The sequence below is a fragment of the Aminobacter sp. P4_D5 genome, assembly GCF_056401815.1.
In genome coordinates this window covers 18589-36276 of sequence record NZ_JBFUIP010000048.1, presented here as the reverse complement: position 1 = coordinate 36276, position 17688 = coordinate 18589, and the positions used below count along the sequence as shown (strand labels likewise).

At 62.0% G+C, this 17688-nt stretch carries 18 protein-coding genes; 9 read left to right on the top strand and 9 right to left on the bottom strand.

The window, feature by feature from the left end; translation table 11 throughout:
- A partial coding sequence (locus tag AC1DWF_RS13030; RefSeq protein ID WP_476841734.1) for an IS3 family transposase occupies positions 1-193 on the top strand: 193 nt, incomplete at its 5' end.
- On the opposite strand, the gene AC1DWF_RS13025 is transcribed toward AC1DWF_RS13030, so the two are convergent.
- From AC1DWF_RS13025 to AC1DWF_RS13000, 6 genes are all read right to left on the bottom strand, one after another.
- Entirely contained in the window at positions 190-576 is a 387-nt protein-coding gene (locus AC1DWF_RS13025) for a cytochrome C oxidase subunit IV family protein (RefSeq protein WP_476782297.1), read from the bottom strand. The two genes, AC1DWF_RS13030 and AC1DWF_RS13025, sit on opposite strands and share 4 nt — an antisense overlap.
- A gap of 9 nt (positions 577-585) precedes the next feature.
- Positions 586-1308, bottom strand: a complete 723-nt coding sequence (locus AC1DWF_RS13020) for a heme-copper oxidase subunit III family protein (RefSeq protein ID WP_476782296.1) — start codon at positions 1306-1308, stop codon at positions 586-588.
- Between the two features lie 11 nt (positions 1309-1319).
- Positions 1320-2024, bottom strand: a complete 705-nt coding sequence (locus AC1DWF_RS13015) for a cytochrome c oxidase subunit 3 (RefSeq protein WP_476782295.1) — start codon at positions 2022-2024, stop codon at positions 1320-1322.
- Positions 2021-3793: a cbb3-type cytochrome c oxidase subunit I gene (locus AC1DWF_RS13010; protein ID WP_476804422.1), complete on the bottom strand. Its 1773-nt coding sequence runs from the start codon at positions 3791-3793 to the stop codon at positions 2021-2023. The genes AC1DWF_RS13015 and AC1DWF_RS13010 overlap by 4 nt, the downstream gene beginning before the upstream one ends.
- 74 nt (positions 3794-3867) lie before the next feature.
- Complete coding sequence (gene coxB, locus AC1DWF_RS13005) at positions 3868-4713, bottom strand: cytochrome c oxidase subunit II (RefSeq protein WP_476782293.1); 846 nt, start codon at positions 4711-4713, stop codon at positions 3868-3870.
- A gap of 247 nt (positions 4714-4960) precedes the next feature.
- Positions 4961-5158 carry a heavy-metal-associated domain-containing protein gene (locus AC1DWF_RS13000; protein WP_476788380.1) on the bottom strand — a complete coding sequence of 66 codons (198 nt, stop codon included), beginning with the start codon at positions 5156-5158 and terminating at the stop codon, positions 4961-4963.
- Positions 5159-5428: 270 nt separating this feature from the next.
- Between AC1DWF_RS13000 and AC1DWF_RS12995 the strand changes: the two genes are divergently transcribed.
- The 7 genes from AC1DWF_RS12995 (at position 5429) to AC1DWF_RS12965 (ending at position 12501) form a co-directional block, all read left to right on the top strand.
- Positions 5429-7963, top strand: coding sequence for a heavy metal translocating P-type ATPase (locus tag AC1DWF_RS12995; protein ID WP_476782300.1), 2535 nt, complete (start codon positions 5429-5431; stop codon positions 7961-7963).
- Positions 7964-8110: 147 nt separating this feature from the next.
- On the top strand, positions 8111-8380 hold the full coding sequence (locus tag AC1DWF_RS12990; RefSeq protein ID WP_476782291.1) for a glutaredoxin family protein: 270 nt from the start codon (positions 8111-8113) through the stop codon (positions 8378-8380).
- Positions 8381-8388: 8 nt separating this feature from the next.
- Entirely contained in the window at positions 8389-9402 is a 1014-nt protein-coding gene (locus tag AC1DWF_RS12985) for a 2Fe-2S iron-sulfur cluster-binding protein (RefSeq protein WP_476788379.1), read from the top strand.
- Positions 9403-9442: 40 nt separating this feature from the next.
- Positions 9443-9883: a hypothetical protein gene (locus AC1DWF_RS12980; protein WP_476782289.1), complete on the top strand. Its 441-nt coding sequence runs from the start codon at positions 9443-9445 to the stop codon at positions 9881-9883.
- A gap of 72 nt (positions 9884-9955) precedes the next feature.
- Positions 9956-11479 (top strand): multicopper oxidase family protein, encoded by a 1524-nt coding sequence (locus tag AC1DWF_RS12975; protein WP_476782288.1) that lies wholly within the window; start codon positions 9956-9958, stop codon positions 11477-11479.
- A 169-nt stretch (positions 11480-11648) separates the two neighbouring features.
- Positions 11649-12047 carry a Cu(I)-responsive transcriptional regulator gene (gene cueR / locus AC1DWF_RS12970; RefSeq protein ID WP_476782287.1) on the top strand — a complete coding sequence of 133 codons (399 nt, stop codon included), beginning with the start codon at positions 11649-11651 and terminating at the stop codon, positions 12045-12047.
- Positions 12048-12063: 16 nt separating this feature from the next.
- Positions 12064-12501, top strand: a complete 438-nt coding sequence (locus AC1DWF_RS12965) for a YqaA family protein (RefSeq protein WP_476782286.1) — start codon at positions 12064-12066, stop codon at positions 12499-12501.
- Between the two features lie 3 nt (positions 12502-12504).
- On the opposite strand, the gene AC1DWF_RS12960 is transcribed toward AC1DWF_RS12965, so the two are convergent.
- From AC1DWF_RS12960 to AC1DWF_RS12950, 3 genes are read right to left on the bottom strand one after another with little or no spacing between them, the layout of a single operon-like run.
- Positions 12505-13581: an ABC transporter ATP-binding protein gene (locus tag AC1DWF_RS12960; RefSeq protein ID WP_476788378.1), complete on the bottom strand. Its 1077-nt coding sequence runs from the start codon at positions 13579-13581 to the stop codon at positions 12505-12507.
- Positions 13581-15836: an ABC transporter permease gene (locus AC1DWF_RS12955; protein ID WP_476782284.1), complete on the bottom strand. Its 2256-nt coding sequence runs from the start codon at positions 15834-15836 to the stop codon at positions 13581-13583. The genes AC1DWF_RS12960 and AC1DWF_RS12955 overlap by 1 nt, the downstream gene beginning before the upstream one ends.
- Before the next feature lie 6 nt (positions 15837-15842).
- The gene (locus AC1DWF_RS12950; protein ID WP_476782283.1) at positions 15843-16868 is read right to left on the bottom strand and encodes an ABC transporter substrate-binding protein; all 1026 of its coding nucleotides are present in this window, start codon (positions 16866-16868) and stop codon (positions 15843-15845) included.
- A gap of 200 nt (positions 16869-17068) precedes the next feature.
- Between AC1DWF_RS12950 and AC1DWF_RS12945 the strand changes: the two genes are divergently transcribed.
- The gene (locus AC1DWF_RS12945; protein ID WP_476782282.1) at positions 17069-17560 is read left to right on the top strand and encodes an NUDIX hydrolase; all 492 of its coding nucleotides are present in this window, start codon (positions 17069-17071) and stop codon (positions 17558-17560) included.
- Positions 17561-17688 lie beyond the last annotated feature (128 nt).

Here is a 17688-nt window from a genome sequence, read left to right as displayed (position 1 = left end):
GCGTTTCTACTATGAGAGCCACGACCAACTCCGCCAGCACCTTGCCGACTTCGTCTTGGCCTACAACTTCGGCCGCAGGCTCAAGACCCTCAAAGGCCTCACGCCCTACGAATTCATCTGCAAGGCATGGCTTTCCCAGCCACAACGGTTCTCTCGCGACCCGCTCCAGCAAATGCCGGGACTAAACACCTAGCCGGCACCAAATGAGAGGACGCGGGTGATCTCGGTATAGCGAGATTCAAGCACCATGATTCCTACGAAGACGAGGAGCGCCAGCGGCGGAACGATGATCGCATAGGCTAGGGCCAGTCGCTCCCAGGCCATATGCATGAATACGGCAACGATCAGGCCTGCCTTGAGTATCATGAAGGTCAGGATCAGGCCCCATCTGAGATAGCCCTGCAAGGCGAAATAATCGACTGCATAGGAGCAGGCGCTGAGAATGAACAGCCATCCCCAGACCACGAGATAGAGCTTGATCGGATGCTGCTGGCCCTGGCCCTCGGCATGCGTAACCGTATGGGCGGCAGTGACGTGTCCATGCAGCCCGTGATCCTGCGCTTCGACCTGTACCATCGCTCCACCTCACCAAAGATAAAAGAACGCGAATATGAACACCCACACCAGATCGACGAAGTGCCAGTAGAGCCCCATGATCTCGACACTCTCATACTGGCCCCGCCTGCTGGTGAAGAAACCGCGCGCGCCGGTCTCGTAGTCGCCGCGCCACACCTTGCGCGCGACGATCAACAAAAAGATCACCCCGATCGTCACATGGGTACCGTGGAAGCCGGTGATCATGAAGAACGATGAGCCGAACTGGGCCGCGCCCCACGGGTTGCCCCACGGCCTAACACCCTCGGTGATCAGCTTGGTCCATTCGAACGCCTGCATGCCAACGAAGGTCGCGCCAAGGGCTGCGGTCAGCAGCATCAGGATCGCCGTCTTCTTGCGGTCGCGGCGGTAGCCGAAATTGACAGCCATCGCCATCGTGCCGGAGGACGAAATCAAAACGAATGTCATGATCGCGATCAGGATCAGCGGAACGTCGCGGCCGAACAGATGCAGCGCGAACACCTCGCTCGGGTTCGGCCATGGCACGACAGTCGACATGCGCGCGGTCATGTAGGACAACAGAAAACAACCGAAGACGAAGGTATCGCTGAGCAGGAAGATCCACATCATGGCCTTCCCCCAGGAGACGTTCTTGAACGCCCTCTGGTCGGACGACACGTCGGCGACGATGCCGCGCAGGCCAGGTGGCCGCGGCGCGGTGTGGTCGGCATGTCCCAGCGTGGTTTCGGCCATCCCCGTATCTCCTAGCTCAGCAACCGGCGACAGATGTCGATGAAGTCGGCGGCCCAGCCCATCAGCACTGTAAACAGCACCAGCCACACGATCAGCAGGACATGCCAGTACATCGCGCACAGCTCGGTCGACAGGACGAGCTTCGGCGATCTGTCACCTCGCCACACCCGCACATTGGTCCTGCCGAGCGCTATCAAGCCGCCGATGACGTGCAGCCCATGCATCGCGGTGATCAGGTAAAAGAAGCTGACGGCCGGGTTTTCGGTTGCGAAATAGCCTTTTTGCGCCAGATCCCGCCAGGCCAGCAACTGCCCGCCCAGGAACGCCACCGAAGTCAGGCTGCCGGTCAGCAAGGCAAGCCGCAGATTGTCGAACTGGCCCTTGTGCGCGGCAACCACGGCGCATTGCAGCGCTATGCTCGCCAGCACCAGCATGCCCGTGTTGAGCCAGAGCAGCCGCGGCATCGGCGGCGCCTGCCAGTCGTCATAGACCATGCGCATGAAGTAGGCGCTGATGAACAGCGCAAACAGCGTGCCTACGACCGCGAGAAATACGCCGAGCCCGATCTTCGCCGGATGCATGAGCGGCGCTTCGGTCTCGGGATATGCATTGACCGGCCCCACTTCCAGCCACGGCTTGGACATCAGCCGTTGCCGCGCCAGCCACCAGCCGGCAATGCCGGTGATCAGGGCGAGGAAGATCAGGATGGCGCTCATGCGGGCCTACCTCGCGTCAACGGACCGGGGTCGTTCTGCGGAATGAAGTCCTCAGGCGCGCCGGGCACCGAATAATCATAGGCCCAGCGATAGACCACCGGCAGGTCCTTGCCGAAATTGCCGTGCGGCGGCGGTGTGCCGGCGGTCTGCCATTCCAGCGTCGTTGCCCGCCATGGATTGTCGCCGGCATGTCTGCCGTGGCGAATGCTCCAGATGAGATTGAACAGGAACACCATCTGGGCGAAGCCGACGGTGAGTGCTGCGATGGTGATGAACTCGTTCAGAGTATGCACGGACGGGGGGATGAAGGCGGTGTCGCCGAGCTCGGGATAACGCCGGGGCACACCGATCAGACCGATATAATGCATTGGGAAAAAGATCAGATAAGCACCAACAAACGTGACCCAGAAATGTAAGCGGCCGAGCCACTCATTGAGCATGCGGCCGGTGATCTTGGGATACCAGTGGTAGATCGCCCCGAAGACGACCATGATCGGCGCCACGCCCATCACCATGTGGAAGTGGGCGACCACGAACATCGTGTCCGACAGCGGCACGTCGACCACCACGTTGCCAAGGAACAGGCCAGTCAACCCGCCATTGACGAAGGTGACGATGAAGGCGAGCGCAAACAGCATCGGGATCGTGAGGTGGATGTCGCCGCGCCACAGGGTCAGCACCCAATTGTAGACCTTGAGCGCAGTGGGAACGGCGATGATCAGCGTGGTGGTGGCGAAGAAGAAGCCGAAATACGGGTGCATGCCCGAGACATACATATGGTGCGCCCAGACCACGAAGGAGAGCGCGCCGATGCCGATGATCGCCCACACCATCATGCGGTAGCCGAAGATGTTCTTGCGCGCATGGGTGCTGATCAGGTCGGAAACGATGCCGAAGGCCGGCAGCGCCACGATATAGACCTCGGGGTGGCCGAAGAACCAGAACAGGTGCTGGAACATGATCGGGCTGCCGCCATTATGCGGCAGTTGTTCGCCCATCTCGACGATCGCCGGCATGAAGAAGCTGGAGCCGATAACTCGGTCGAACAGCATCATCACGCAGGCGACGAACAGTGCCGGGAAGGCCAGCAGCGCCATGACGGTTGCGGTGAAGATGCCCCACACAGTCAGCGGCAGGCGCATCAGCGTCATGCCGCGCGTGCGGCCCTGCAGCACGGTCACCACATAGTTGAGCCCGCCCATGGTGAAGCCGATGATGAACAGGATCAGCGACACCAGCATCAGGATGATGCCCCAATCCTGCCCGCCTGGCGTACCCGACAGGATCGCCTGCGGCGGATAAAGCGTCCACCCCGCCCCAGTCGGGCCGCCTGGTGCAAAGAAGCTGCCGACCAGCACCAAAACGGCAAGCAGATAGATCCAGTAGCTCAGCATGTTGACATAGGGGAACACCATGTCGCGCGCGCCGACCATCAGCGGGATCAGGTAGTTGCCGAAGCCGCCGAGGAACAAGGCAGTGAGCAGGTAGATGACCATGATCATGCCGTGCATGGTCATGAACTGGTAATAGGCGTCGGGCGTGATGAAGGAGAAGGTGTCGGGGAAGGCGAGCTTCAGCCGCATCAGCCAGGACAGCACCAGAGCAACGAGCCCGATGCCAATGGCCGTTCCGGCATACTGGATGGCGATGACCTTGGCGTCTTGCGAAAAGACGTATTTCGTCCACCAGCTGTGCGGATGGTAAAGTTCGGCCTCCGCGACCTCGGCGGGCGGAATGAAGTCGGTTCCATGTGGCGTGACATCGACCATCGGTACCTCTTCGCGTCTGTCGTTCCTGTTTTGCTGGCAAGGTCGCCGTTGCGGCGATCCCGCCTCATGCTGCTCTATTCCACCTTCGCCTTGCTTGTTGCAGGCGCAACGAGCGCGCCCACCTTCGCTGGCTGGGACAGCTGGGCGAAGGTCGACTGCTGCTGCAGCCAGGTCTGGTAGTCCTGCTGGGTATCGACCAGCACAGTGCCACGCATGAAGGCATGGCCAACGCCGCAAAGCTCGGCGCACAGAACCTCGAAGGTTCCGGTCCGCGTCGGGGTGAACCAGAAATAAGTGATCATGCCCGGCACCATGTCCATCTTGGCGCGGAACTCCGGCACGTAGAAATCGTGCAGCACATCGATCGAGCGCAGCACCATCTTGACCGGCTTGTCGATCGGCAGATGCAGGTCGGCGGCCTGGACGACGACATCGTCCTTGCTGTTGGGATCGTCCGGATTGATGCCGAGCGGATTGTCCGAGGTGATCAGCCGCGCGTTCGACGTGCCGAGCTTGCCATCGGCGCCAGGCAGGCGGAAGCTCCATTGCCACTGCTGGGCAACGACCTCGACCTCGGTGGCATCCTTCGGAACGGTAATGAACTGGCTCCACACGAACAGGCCGGGCGCCAGCATCGCCGCCACGCCGACTGCCGTCACGATCGTCAGCAAGGATTCGAGTTTCCTGCTCTCGGGCTCGTAGGCAGCCTTCTGCCCTTCCTTGTGGCGGAAGCGGAAGATGCAATAGGCCATGAACAGCACGACGGCGGAAAAGACCGCGCCGGTGATCCAGAAAGTCATGACGAGAGTGCTGTCGATGTAGCCCCAGTTGGAGGCTATCGGCGTCCACCACCAAGGGCTCAGCGCATGGAAGAGCACCGAGCCGACGACAATCAGAACGAGTACGAGCGCAATGGCCATCCTCGGTTCCTCCCGGCATTCCGAGGGACACAATCCCCTGAGGAAGGCCAGCCGCATCATAGCTTGATTTGGCGCGGAAATACTAGGGGAGGAAGGTAGCGCGGGGCCGCGTCATATTTGCAAGGGCTAATGTGGCAGCGGAAACTCTTCCACAACCCGGCCTATCTTCTTGGCAGCCAAGTTAAACGCCAAAGGGCGGCGCGCAGGATTGCTCCGTCCGCACCGCCCTTGACGCCGGCTTGACTGATCAGACGGCCTGCGCCGGATAGCCGGCAGCGTCGAGCGCCTGGGCAACCTGGGCGGCATCGGCGCTTGTTTCGACCGAAACGGTCTGCGACTTCAGATCGATGTCGATGCGCGCGCCAGCGTCAACGCTCTGCACAGCCTTGGTCACCATGCCTGCGCAATGGCCGCAGGTCATGTCGGGAACATTCATCTTCAGCATTTCAAGTCCTCTTTCGGGTCGGCATCGCGCCGTCTCTGCTATGTGGTGTTTCCAGCAACTGGAAGGTCAAACGATTTTTGGATCGCGGATCCTGTTACCGAGCTTTCCTCCTGCCTCAAAATGCAGGCCGAGCGACCGGGAAAGCATAATTCACAATGTTTTCAGTCAGTTATCTTCAGTCTGAAAAATCTGCAAGAAACCTGTTGACCTTCCCAACACTGGAAGCCTTAGACCTCACTTCGAAATCGATGAAAATAGAGGTCCATGACCATGAATGCTTCCGTGAACCCGCCGACCAAGGCAACCGGCACCATCCGCCAAAGCTTCCCGATCGAAGGCATGACCTGCGCCTCGTGCGTGCGCCGCGTCGAAATTGCCATCACCAAGGTGCCGGGCGTGACGGCGGCTGCCGTCAACCTCGCCACGGAAAGCGCCGACGTTGTCTTCGACCGCACGGTGGAATCCGCCGCTGTGATCGCCGCCATTAACAAAGCCGGCTACGAGGTTCCGGTCGAAAAGTCGGAGATCGAGATCGAGGGCATGACCTGCGCCTCCTGCGTGCGCCGCGTCGAGCTGGCGATCGCTGCCGTGCCGGGCGTGCTCAAGGCGTCCGTCAATCTCGCCACCGAACGCGCCACCGTCGAGTCGTTCGCTGGCGCAGCCTCTCGTGCCGCCATCGATGCCGCCATCCGCAAGGCCGGCTACGAGACGCGCCGCAGCGACAATGCCGACGCCGAAGGCGACAGCCGCGAGGACGCCCGCAACCGTGAATTCTCCAACCTCAAGCGCGACTTCGCTATCGCAGCCGCACTCACGCTGCCGATCTTCGTGCTCGAGATGGGCTCGCACGCCATCCCCGCCATGCACCACTGGCTGCTGATGAACGTCGGCCAGCAGCCGCTCTACATCGCCTTTTTCGTGCTGGCGACCATCGTCCAGTTCGGCCCCGGCCTGCGCTTCTACCAAAAGGGCGTGCCAGCMCTGCTGCGTCTGGCACCCGACATGAACTCGCTGGTCGTGCTCGGCTCGACCGCCGCCTGGGCGTACTCGGTGGTGGCCACATTTGCATCCAGCGTACTGCCGGCAGGTACCGCCAATGTCTATTTCGAGGCTTCGGCGGTCATCATCACGCTGATCCTGCTTGGCCGCGTACTCGAGGCCAAGGCCAAGGGCCGCACCAGCGAAGCGATCAAGCGGCTGATGGGCCTGCAGGCGAAGTCGGCGCGCGTCCAGCGCAATGGCGAGTTCGTCGACGTCGCGCTTGAAGATGTCGCTGCCGGCGACGTCATCCAGGTGCGCCCGGGCGACAAAGTGCCGGTCGATGGCATCGTCCTTTCCGGCTCGTCCTACATCGACGAATCCATGATCTCGGGCGAGCCGATTCCGGTCAGCAAGGGCGAAGGCGCGGAAGTCGTTGGCGGCACCATCAACAAAACCGGCAGCTTCACCTACCGTGCCACCAAGGTCGGCGCCGACACGCTGCTGGCGCAGATCATCCGCATGGTCGAAACCGCGCAAGGCTCGAAACTGCCGATCCAGGCGATGGTCGACAAGGTCACCTCCTGGTTCGTGCCTGCGGTCATGGTTGCTGCGGCACTGACCTTTGCCGTGTGGCTGTTCTTCGGCCCCGAGCCCGCCGTCAGCTTCGCGCTGGTCAATGCGGTCGCCGTGCTGATCATTGCTTGCCCCTGTGCCATGGGCCTTGCCACGCCGACCTCGATCATGGTCGGAACCGGCCGTGCCGCAGAACTCGGCGTGCTGTTCCGCAATGGCGAAGCACTGCAGTTGCTCAAGTCAACCCAGGTCGTGGCCCTCGACAAGACCGGTACGCTGACCGCAGGCAAGCCCGTCATGACCGACCTCGAAGTCGCCAGGGGTTTTGAACGCGCCAAGGTTCTGTCGCTGGTCGCGACTGTCGAGGCCCAGTCCGAGCATCCCGTGGCCTCGGCAATCGTCGCTGCCGCGAAGGAAGAGGGGCTGATGCCAGGTGAAACCAGCGCATTCGAGGCTATTCCCGGCTTCGGCGTCAGCGCCAGCGTCGGCAAGAACCGCGTCGATATCGGTGCCGACCGCTACATGGCCAAGCTCGGCATCTCCGTTCAGGACTTCGCGGAAGCGGCGATCCGCATGGGCTACAAGGCCAAGACCCCGCTCTACGCGGCCATCGACGGCAAGCTCGCCGCCATCATCGCGGTGTCCGACCCGATCAAGGCGACGACACCGCAGGCGATCCGCGCGCTGCACGACATGGGACTGAAGGTCGCGATGATCACCGGCGACAATCGCCGCACGGCCGAAGCCATCGCTGCCCAGCTTGGCATCGACGAGGTGGTTGCCGAGGTGCTGCCTGACGGCAAGGTCGACGCGATCAAGCGCCTGCGGACAGGCGGACGGGCGGTGACTTTCGTCGGCGATGGCATCAACGACGCACCGGCATTGGCCGAGGCCGATGTCGGCATCGCGATCGGCACGGGCACTGACGTTGCCATCGAAAGTGCAGACGTCGTGCTGATGTCGGGCGACCTGCTCGGCGTGACCAATGCGATCGCCCTGTCGAAGGCGACCATCGCCAACATCCGTCAGAACCTGTTCTGGGCCTTCGCCTACAATGCCGCCCTCATCCCGGTTGCGGCGGGCGTGCTCTATCCGGTCAGCGGCACGCTGTTGTCGCCGATGCTCGCTGCCGGTGCGATGGCGATGTCGAGCGTGTTTGTGCTTGGCAACGCCATGCGGCTCAAGCGCTTCCAGGCGCCGGTGCGGGCGACGGCTACATCAGGCGCCCCAGCACTCGCGCAAGCCGCGTGACGTCTCCCCGGCCCGCCGTCAAAGCATGATCCCGAAAAGTGGGCCCCGGTTTTCGGAAGAGATCATGCTCAAACAAAAAGCTGGAACCCATCCATCAGGATGGGGTTCTGGGCGGCCGCCCCTCTCCTCATTTCAAAGGCTAGGCACATGTCGACCAAAGTCGCACCCTGGATCGAGATATTCACCACGCCGACCTGCCCGGATTGCCTCGCTCTCAAGCGTTGGCTGAACGCGCAGAGCCTGCCTTTCGTCGAGCGCGATCTGCGCGACCCCGAGATCGCCGAGGAAGCCAAGCGCCGCACTGGCGTTCGCGTCGCGCCCATCACCATCATCGACGACAAGCACATCTTTTTCGGCACCTTTGCCGTGCAGCACGCCGAGATCGAGGCGCTGCTCGACCTGACCAAGGCCACGTGAGCAACATCATGCCCCATATCACCCTGCCCCAACTTGGACGCCGCATCCCCATTGCTGCCGAGCAGACGATCCTGCAAGCTGCACTCGAAGCCGGCGTTGCCTATCCGCATGGATGCCGTTCCGGCCGCTGCGGTTCCTGCAAGTCGCGCCTGATCAGTGGCGATGTCGAACTCGGCAAGCACTCGCCTTTCGCCCTTACCGAGGAAGATCGGGCCGCTGGCCTCATTCTCGCCTGCCGGTCGGTGCCGACAAACGACGTGTCCGTGGAATGGCTGGACGAAGCCTATGTCGCCAGGCTCGCTGTCACCCAGGATGCCGAGGTCACCACCATCGAGCCCATGACCCACGACATCATCGCTCTGCGCCTGCGGCTTTCCGATCGCGCAGCCTTCCGCTTCGCTGCCGGGCAGTATTTGACGCTGACCGTCCCCGGTGCGCCGCCGCGGCAATATTCAATGGCCAATCGCCCCAACGAAGAGCTCATCGAACTGCATGTGCGGGCGGTCCCCGACGGGGTGACAAGCGGCCGGATCCATGCCGCGCTGAAGCCAGGCGACACTGTCCACATCGAAGGCCCGGCAGGCGCGGCCTATCTGCGCGAAGCGCATCCGGGACCGATCGTGGCCATTGCGGGCGGCAGCGGCCTCGCACCGATCAAGTCGATCGTCGAGACAGCGCTCCATGCCGGCATGGACCAGCCGATCCATGTCTATTTCGGTGCCCGCGCAGAGCACGACCTCTATCTGGTCGAGCATTTTCGCGCGCTGGAGCGGAGATTTTCCAACCTGACCTTTGTGCCCGTGCTGTCGCTCACCGCCACAGATGGCAGGCGCAGCGGCTACGTTTCCGACGCGCTTGGCGAAGACCATCGCGACCTTGCCGGTGCCAAGGCCTATGTCGCCGGTCCCCCGGCCATGGTCGACGCGGCAATGGCTATTCTCGGCGCGCGTGGGGTGCCGGCCAGCGACATTCATGCCGACGTCTTCTTCACACCTGAGGGAAGCGACAACAACGCCGCTTGACCACAACGGGCCCAGTACCCATTGATAGGATATGCATTTGATGCGGCACATCTCAGCCACGACCCATCCGCTCCGCGCCATCAGGCGCGGGCAGGCTGGTGGGCGCGTTGCCGTGATGGCCGAGGGCAGGTCCACGGCGTTGAGGGCCCTGCGCCTGATGCTGCCGTTGCTGCTCCTCTTCTTTCTTGCGCTCAGCCAGGCGGCCTCCGCCCATCAGGCCGGCAGCCAGCATCAAGCGCATGCCATTCAAACAGTGTCCCATCACGCCAAGGCAGACATGGCTTGCTGCGGGGACCTGTCCCAGGATGAGGACAGCCGGGCCTGCCTGGCGCAATGTCTTGCCTCGTGCAGCTACTGCGCACCGCTTCCACTGCCGAGTGCCTTTCTTAATCTGACTGGCATCTCACCTGTTCCCGCGAAGACCGAGCCGCTTTACGGATCGATCGCGTCGCCCCATCTTCGACCGCCATCATTCTCCTGAGCTGAAGCGCATCGATGCGCACGCCCCGGCTCGTTCCGTGCCGGGAGACAATCAGTTTTGGAGACAATGAAAATGAAAACCCTTTCACGCCGCGTTTTCCTCGCGGCATCGGCCGCTACGCTTTCCGTCGCAGCGGTTCCCTCACTCCTGCTTCCGGTGCGCCCGGCACGTGCTGACGGCCACAAGGTCATCACTGCCGCCAAGCGCGTCATCGAGGTCAAGGGCAAGGCCGCCAATGTCTTCGGCCTCAACCAGGCTGACGGTAGGTCGGGCCTCGTCATGAATGCCGGCGAGAACTTCCGGGTCCAGCTGAAGAACCTCATCGGCGAGCCCACCGTCATCCACTGGCACGGCCTCACTCCGCCGTGGCAACAGGACGGCGTTGCCGGCATCTCCCAGGAGCCGATCCCCGACGGCGGCAGTCACGACTACGACTTCCCGGTCGCCCGTCCGGGTACCTTCTGGATGCACTCGCATTTCGGGCTGCAGGAGCAATTGATGCTCGCCGCTCCACTGATCGTGCGTGATCCGGCCGAGGCCGGACAGGACGTGCAGGAAGTGGTGGTGCTGTTCCACGACTTCACCTTCCGCGACCCCCAGGAGATTCTCGCCGAACTGAAGGCCGGCGGCCACGACATGAGCGCGATGGCGCCTGCTCCGGCCCCGGCGGCAGGCGGCCACGAGGGCCACAACATGCCGGGCACGGCGATGGGTGGCGGACAAATGGGCGGCATGGACCATGGCTCGATGAACATGGGCGGCATGCAAATGGGTGGGGGTGCAATGTCTCACCTGCAGGACGTTCAATACGATGCCCTGCTTGCCAACGACCGCACGCTCGACGATCCGGAGGTCTTTGCCGTTGAAACAGGCGGACGCGTCCGCCTGCGCCTGATCAATGGCGCCGCCAGCACCAATATGTGGATCGACCTCGGCCAACTCTCTGGCAAGCTGATCGCAGTCGACGGCATGCCGGTCGAGCCGATCGAGGGTTCGCGCTTTGAGTTCGCCGTGGCGCAGCGTCTCGACATCATCATCGAGCTGCCGAAAGAAGCTTCGGCCTGGCCAATTTTCGCCGTGCAGGAAGGCGGGCGCATGCGCTCTGGTGCGGTCCTCGCGGCGAAGGGCGCCACCGTCGCCAAATTCGCCGACATGGCGGATACGAACTTCCCCGCCGTCGGCGCCGAGCTGGAACAGCGGCTCCGCGCCACAAAGCCGCTGACGGAAAAGACGGCCACGCGCGAGCACACCATGATGCTGGGCGAAGGACCAAATTATGTCTGGACGCTCGATGGCGCCATGCATGGCCAGGACAAGCCGCTGGCGGTGACGAGCGGCGACCGCTTCGAACTCACCTTCATGAACCACACCACCATGTCGCACCCGATGCACCTGCACGGCCACCACTTCCAGGTGGTCGCGGTCAACGGCAAGCGTTTTGCCGGTGCCATGCGCGACACGGTGCTGGTGCCGGCCAATATGGGCATGGTGACCATCGCCTTCGACGCCGACAATGCCGGCAAATGGGCGCTGCATTGCCACCATCTCTACCACATGGCGGGCGGCATGATGACGTCGATGGCCTACGACGCCTGACCTGATAACCGCAGGCCGGCGCCTCGCGCGCCGGCCTGCATCACGATTTCGCCAGCCCCTTGAACTTCCAGTAACTGGAAGCTTTATATGAGGCTAAGTTTTTGAATCYGCGCATCGTGCTTTTCCGAAAATCGATTCCGATTTTCGGGCCGATGCTCAAGGAGTGGCCATGAACATTGGTACAGCATCGGAGAAGTCGGGCCTGCCGGCCAAGACCATCCGCTATTACGAAGACATCGGCCTGTTGCGTCCCGACCGGGCCGACAATGGCTACCGCGACTATTCCATGTCCGACGTCCACCGCCTGCGCTTCTTGCAGCGCTCGCGCAGCCTTGGCTTCTCGGTCGAGGAATGCCGACAGCTTCTGTCGCTCTACGGTGACAAGGAGCGCGAAAGTGCTGACGTCAAAGCCCTCGCCGAGACCAAGCTGGTCGAGATCGACCGCAAGCTTGCGGAGCTGACGGAACTGCGCAACACGCTGCGCCATCTCGTGCATAATTGCCATGGCGACAGCCGTCCCGACTGCCCGATCATCGACGGCCTTTCCGGCCGGGCTCAGACGCAATAGCCCGCGTGAAATCGCGGTGACCAGTCTCGCCGCCTATGGCGGCCTGTTCGTCGCGGCCTTCGCCGCCGCGACGCTTTTGCCGGCGCAATCAGAAGCCCTGCTTGCAGGGTTGATCCTCAACGGCGGCTATTCGCTTGCCCTGCTCATCATCGTCGCCACGATCGGCAACGTATTGGGCTCATGGGTCAACTGGTTGCTCGGGCGCCAGGTTGACCGTTTCAAGGACCGTCGCTGGTTTCCCGCGAGCCCCGCCGCCCTGGCGCGCGCTGAAGGCTGGTATCGCCGCTACGGCCGCTGGAGCCTGCTGCTGTCATGGGTGCCCATCATCGGCGACCCGCTGACGCTCATTGCCGGCACGCTGAAGGAGCCGCTGTGGAGCTTCCTGGCGCTCGTCAGCTCGGCCAAGCTGGTGCGTTATCTTGCGGTGGCGGCTGCGGCGCAGGGTTTCATGTGAATCCTAACCCCGGATCAACACAGGCCCACGCGCGGCAAAACCAATGCCTACCTCCTGTCCAGGCCTGAACTGCGCGTCGACATCAGGTGACACGGCAAAGACATCGCCGAACTCGGTACCGACCATAAACTCCAGATCGCTGCCGACATAGGTCACCTTGTCGAGCCGGCCCGGAAAGGTGCGCGGGCTTCCAACCGGACGGATCTCGATGCGGCTAGGCCGCACGGCAAGCTTGGCCGCCCCCGGTTTCATGCCACGCGCATCGAGCTTCGTCTCAAGGCTGCCCAGCCGTACGCTCGCCAACCCATTGTCGACCGAAGCGATCTCGCAATCGAAGATGTTGGCCTCGCCGATGAAGTCGGCAACGAAGGCATCCGCCGGCGCGTCGTAGAGTTCGCGCGGCGTACCATCCTGCGCGATGACGGCATTGTTCATGACGATGATGCGGTCGGAAACGGCCAGCGCCTCTTCCTGATCGTGCGTGACATAGACCACCGTCAGGCCAAGCTTGGTCTGGATATCGCGGATCTCCTCGCGCACCCGTCGCCTGAGCTTGGCATCCAGATTGGAAAGCGGCTCGTCGAACAACAGCACCTGCGGCTCGAGCACCAAGGCGCGGGCCACTGCAACACGCTGCTGCTGCCCACCTGAAAGCTCGCTTGGCAGCCGGTTGCCATAGCCGGAGAGACCGACCAATTCGAGGCCGGCACGCGCGCGCTCGCCGATCTCCTTCTTGGCGAAACCGGAGAACTTCAGCCCGTATTCGACATTCTCGTTGACGCTCATATGCGGAAACAGCGCATAGGACTGGAACACCATCGACACGTCGCGATCCGTCGCCGGCAACGTGGTCACATCGGCCCCGCCGATCAGGATTTTTCCGCGCGTCGCCATTTCCAGCCCGGCGATCATGCGAAGTGTGGTGGTCTTGCCGCAGCCCGAGGGACCGAGCAACGTCACCAGCTTGCCCGCCTCGACAAACAGCGACACGTTGTTGACCGCCGCTGTCGGGCTCTTGCCATAGATCTTGGTGACCTCGCGGAACTCCACCGAAGCGGCGTTGCTCTTGATCTCGGCCATCAGCCGCCTCCTGAAAATGCCGGTTGGCTCACATTCGTACGCGACTGCGACAACTCATGCCCGCGCCGGCCGATATTGCGCCGCCCGACCAACAGCTGCATCAGCCCGACAACCGCCAGCATGACGCCGATGAGCACCGCCGAATAAGCGATCGCGATGCCGTATTCGTTGTTCTCGACGCGCCCGACGATGTAGCTCGTCGACATGTCGTAACGGGCACTGACAAGGAAGATGATGGCGCTGATCGCGGTCATGGCGCGAACGAAGGAATAGACCAAAGCCGCAAGGATCGCCGGTCGCAGCAGCGGCAGCACAACCTTGCGAAAGGTCTGCCAGGAATTGGCGCCAAGCGTCAGCGACGACTCGTCCAGGCTCTTATCGATTTGTGACATCGACGCCACCCCTGCCCGCACGCCCACCGGCATGTTGCGGAAGATGAAAGCCAGAACCAGGATGATGCCGGTGCCCGTCAGCTCGATCGGCGGCACGTTGAAGGCGATTACATAACTCACACCGATCACCGTGCCGGGAATGGCGAAGGACAGCATGGTGCCGAACTCGAAGGCGTTCTTGCCGGCAAAGTTCTGCCGCACCAGAAGATAGGCGGTGAGCAGGCCGATGGCGGCGGTCAGTGGAGCTGAGATCAGCGCGATCATCATCGTCGTCCAGAACGAGCTCCAGGCCGAGCCCTTCCAATGGATGCCGAACTCGTTCCAGCCGACGGCGAATGCCTTGACGTAGTGGGCGAAGGTCAGGCTGTGATCGACGCCCCAGAGCTTGACGAAGCTGCCGTAGAAGATCGTCCCATAGATGACGATGGTGAAGATCGCCCAGAAGCCGGCAACGCCATAGACGGTGCGCCTGAGTCCGGTCGGCAATTGCGGATGCACGCCGGAATCGCCCTTGCCCGACAGCGTCGTGTACGACTTCTTGCCGAGCCAGAAGCGCTGCGCATAAAAGGCGACCAGCGTGAAGGCGAGTAGCACCATTGCCAGGATCGCGGCTTGCGCCTCGTCATTCTGCGCGCCCACGATGGCGAAGAAAATCTCGGTCGACAGCACGTCGAAATTGCCGCCCAGCACCAGCGGATTGCCAAAATCGGCCATGCTTTCGATGAAGCCGAGCAGGAAGGCATTGGCGAGTCCCGGCCGCATCAACGGCAGCGACACCGTCCAGAAGGTCTGCCAGCGATTGGCGCGTAGCGTCTGTGCCGCCTCCTCCATTGACGGGCTGACACCCTCGACAACGCCGATCAGCACCAGAAAGGCAATCGGCGTGAATGCCAGCAATTGCGCGATGAGCAAGCCAGGCAGGCCGTAGACCCAGCGGGTTGGCTGGATGCCCAGCATCTCGGAAACTGACTGGTTGATCACACCGGACAAGCCAAACAGAAGAATGATGGCGAGACCAATGACGAAGGGTGGGGTGATGATCGGCAGCACCGTCAGCGCGCGCAACAGCTTGCCCTGGCGAAAACCAGTCCGGGTCACCACCAGCGCGAAGACGAGCCCGAGGATCGTGGTCAGAACGCCGACAAGAACAGCCAGGAACAGCGAATTCCAGGCAACGCCGCAACGGCTGCCACCGGCGAGGCAATCGAGGCCCCACAGCCGGGCGCTGAACAGCTTGCCGAGGAACATGCTGAACGAATATGTGCCTTCGTCCGTGATCAGCGCATTGGCCAGCATCTGCAGGATCGGCATGAAGATGAAAAGCCCRACGGCAGCGACCACGAAGGCAATGGTGGAGACCACGAATACGTCGCCGCCGACCGCGCCACGCGCCGCAAGCCCGAGCGAGAACAAGAACAGGAAAGCGAGGCCGACAAGAAGAGCGCCGTAGCCCATGCCGAACTGGCGATCGCCTAAATCGCCAAACAAGCTTTGCAGCCAGCCGAATTGCCATCCGCGCAGGCCGATGGCAAAGCCTTGGAACATCATCCAGGCAAAACCGGCGGCGCCGACAGCGATCAACAATTTGCCGAACAGCGGGTCTGATTTCTTGCGCCCCCACAGCAACAGCGGCGCTGCCAGCGCCGCGCCGAGCGGCGCCAGCCATAGCTTCTCGCCCTTGAGATTGAGGATCAGCGCGGGCGCGAACTCGCTGTCGAGCGGATACCCTTCAAACAGCCAGGAAAAGCCGAAGAACCCGTCTTCGACACCGAACCATGGGAGCACGGCAAAACCCAACCACCCGACCGCCATCCACAAGATGACGGCCGGATGCAGGCGGCCGCTGAAATCGCGGGAGCGCATGGCTTGTTACTGCGGCAGGGTCGAGACCTCGGTGTCCCATTTCGACAGCAGCCGCTTGCGCTCGTCGCTCGAGCCGTACTTCTTGAAGTCGTAGTCGATCAGCTTGATCGTCGAGAGGTCGGGCGTCAGCTCCGAAACCGCAGCCGACTTGTTTGACGGCAGCTGGAACGACTTCACGTCCTTGGCCTTGCCTTGCATTTCGGCCGTAAGCGCCCAGTCGTAGAACTTCTTTGCCGCCTCGGGATTGCGCGCGCCCTTGATGATCGACATCGAGCCGATCTCGTAGCCGGTGCCTTCACATGGCGCGACAGTCACGATCGGGAAACCAGCCGCAGTCTGCGCCACCGCGTCATGCATGAACACGATGCCGATGGTGGTCTCGCCAAGACCTGCGGCCTTGATCGGCGCCGAGCCCGACTTGGTGTACTGGTTGATGTTCTTGTGCAGGGCCTTCATGTAGTCGAAGCCCTTGTCCTCGCCAAACAGCTGCACCATCGTCGCCAGCGTCGTATAAGCGGTGCCCGAAGAGTTCGGGTTGGCGATCTGGATCTGGCCCTTGTATTCGGCTTTGGTCAGGTCTTCCCAGCATTTCGGCTCAGGCAGGCCGTTCTTGGCCAGCAGGTCCTTGTTGTAGCCAAAACCCAGCGCACCGGAATAGACGCCGATGGTCTTATTGCCGGCAGCTTCCGCCTGCTTGATCGCCCAGTCCTGCAACTCGCCGCGCATCGGCGACATATATTCCTCGGTCAGCCCTTCCTGGGCCGCCTGCAGATGCGGATCACCGGTGCCACCCCACCACACGTCACCCTTGGGATTGCCGGCTTCCGCACGTACCTGCGCATAGGTTTCGCCCGAGCTCTTGCGTGTCATATCGACGGTGATGCCGGTCTTTTCCTCGAAACCGGTCTTGATCTGCTGGCACCATGCCTCATCGGCGGCGCAATAAAGTGTCAGGCTTTCGGCCTGTGCCGCCGTACCGCCGGCGACAAGAACTGCGGCCAAAGCGGCCGAACGCAAATAGGCAGATTTCATGTTTTGGTTCCCTCCGATTTATTTTTCGTCGTCTAACGATCTGATGTCGTTTTAGCCTGTTGCAGAGTGAGTGCTTTTTACGCATTTTGCAATCGTGTTCATGGCACTATCTTAGGCGTCATGAAGCTGAACCGGCCAGGGTGCATTCTTAAATCTGAAGCACCTGACATAGCCGCATCGAAAGGAATGATTGGGCGAAAATGCCAAAGGACAAGAAGACCCTTCGCAAAGCGACCAACGGCGAGATCATCGCCCAGGTTGCTGCCATTCCGTTTAGGCTGAACGGGGGCGGCGAACTTGAGGTCATGCTTGTCACGTCGCGCGGCACCCGCCGTTTCATCGTGCCCAAGGGTTGGCCGATGAAGGGCAAAAGTGCGCGCCAGGCAGCCCTTGTCGAGGCCCGCGAGGAAGCCGGCGTGCGCGGAAAGGCGCTGAAAAAGCCGGCGGGTAGCTATTGCTACTGGAAACGGCTGTCGACCAGCTTCGTCAATGTCGTGGTCACCGCCTACCTGATCGAGGTGTCCGAGGAACTGCAGGACTGGCAAGAGGCAGGCGCGCGCCAACGTGCATGGCTGGCACCTTCCGATGCCGCCGTCCTCATCGACGAGCCGGAACTCGCGACCCTCATCCGCAACCTGTCGGTTGCTGATATAGCCACACCTGTCGAGGCAATGGCCGAAGCTACGTCCTAGGCATTGCCGCCGGGCAACTAGCCTTTGCAAGATTGCAGCTACAGGATTGCAGACGCCACAATCCGATTGTATCAGGGATAGTGCGTTGCACATTTGTGCAACGCTTGCGAAGCGGTTCGCCGCGTGGC

Excerpts from the sequence above, each read along its gene's own strand:
- AC1DWF_RS13025 (WP_476782297.1), bottom strand. The coding sequence starts at position 576 with ATGGTACAGGTCGAAGCGCAGGATCACGGGCTGCATGGACACGTCACT.
- AC1DWF_RS13020 (WP_476782296.1), bottom strand. The coding sequence starts at position 1,308 with ATGGCCGAAACCACGCTGGGACATGCCGACCACACCGCGCCGCGGCCA.
- AC1DWF_RS13015 (WP_476782295.1), bottom strand. The coding sequence starts at position 2,024 with ATGAGCGCCATCCTGATCTTCCTCGCCCTGATCACCGGCATTGCCGGC.
- AC1DWF_RS13010 (WP_476804422.1), bottom strand. The coding sequence starts at position 3,793 with ATGGTCGATGTCACGCCACATGGAACCGACTTCATTCCGCCCGCCGAG.
- coxB (WP_476782293.1), bottom strand. The coding sequence starts at position 4,713 with ATGGCCATTGCGCTCGTACTCGTTCTGATTGTCGTCGGCTCGGTGCTC.
- AC1DWF_RS13000 (WP_476788380.1), bottom strand. The coding sequence starts at position 5,158 with ATGCTGAAGATGAATGTTCCCGACATGACCTGCGGCCATTGCGCAGGC.
- AC1DWF_RS12990 (WP_476782291.1), top strand. The coding sequence starts at position 8,111 with ATGTCGACCAAAGTCGCACCCTGGATCGAGATATTCACCACGCCGACC.
- AC1DWF_RS12985 (WP_476788379.1), top strand. The coding sequence starts at position 8,389 with ATGCCCCATATCACCCTGCCCCAACTTGGACGCCGCATCCCCATTGCT.
- AC1DWF_RS12980 (WP_476782289.1), top strand. The coding sequence starts at position 9,443 with ATGCGGCACATCTCAGCCACGACCCATCCGCTCCGCGCCATCAGGCGC.
- AC1DWF_RS12975 (WP_476782288.1), top strand. The coding sequence starts at position 9,956 with ATGAAAACCCTTTCACGCCGCGTTTTCCTCGCGGCATCGGCCGCTACG.
- cueR (WP_476782287.1), top strand. The coding sequence starts at position 11,649 with ATGAACATTGGTACAGCATCGGAGAAGTCGGGCCTGCCGGCCAAGACC.
- AC1DWF_RS12960 (WP_476788378.1), bottom strand. The coding sequence starts at position 13,581 with ATGGCCGAGATCAAGAGCAACGCCGCTTCGGTGGAGTTCCGCGAGGTC.
- AC1DWF_RS12950 (WP_476782283.1), bottom strand. The coding sequence starts at position 16,868 with ATGAAATCTGCCTATTTGCGTTCGGCCGCTTTGGCCGCAGTTCTTGTC.
- AC1DWF_RS12945 (WP_476782282.1), top strand. The coding sequence starts at position 17,069 with ATGCCAAAGGACAAGAAGACCCTTCGCAAAGCGACCAACGGCGAGATC.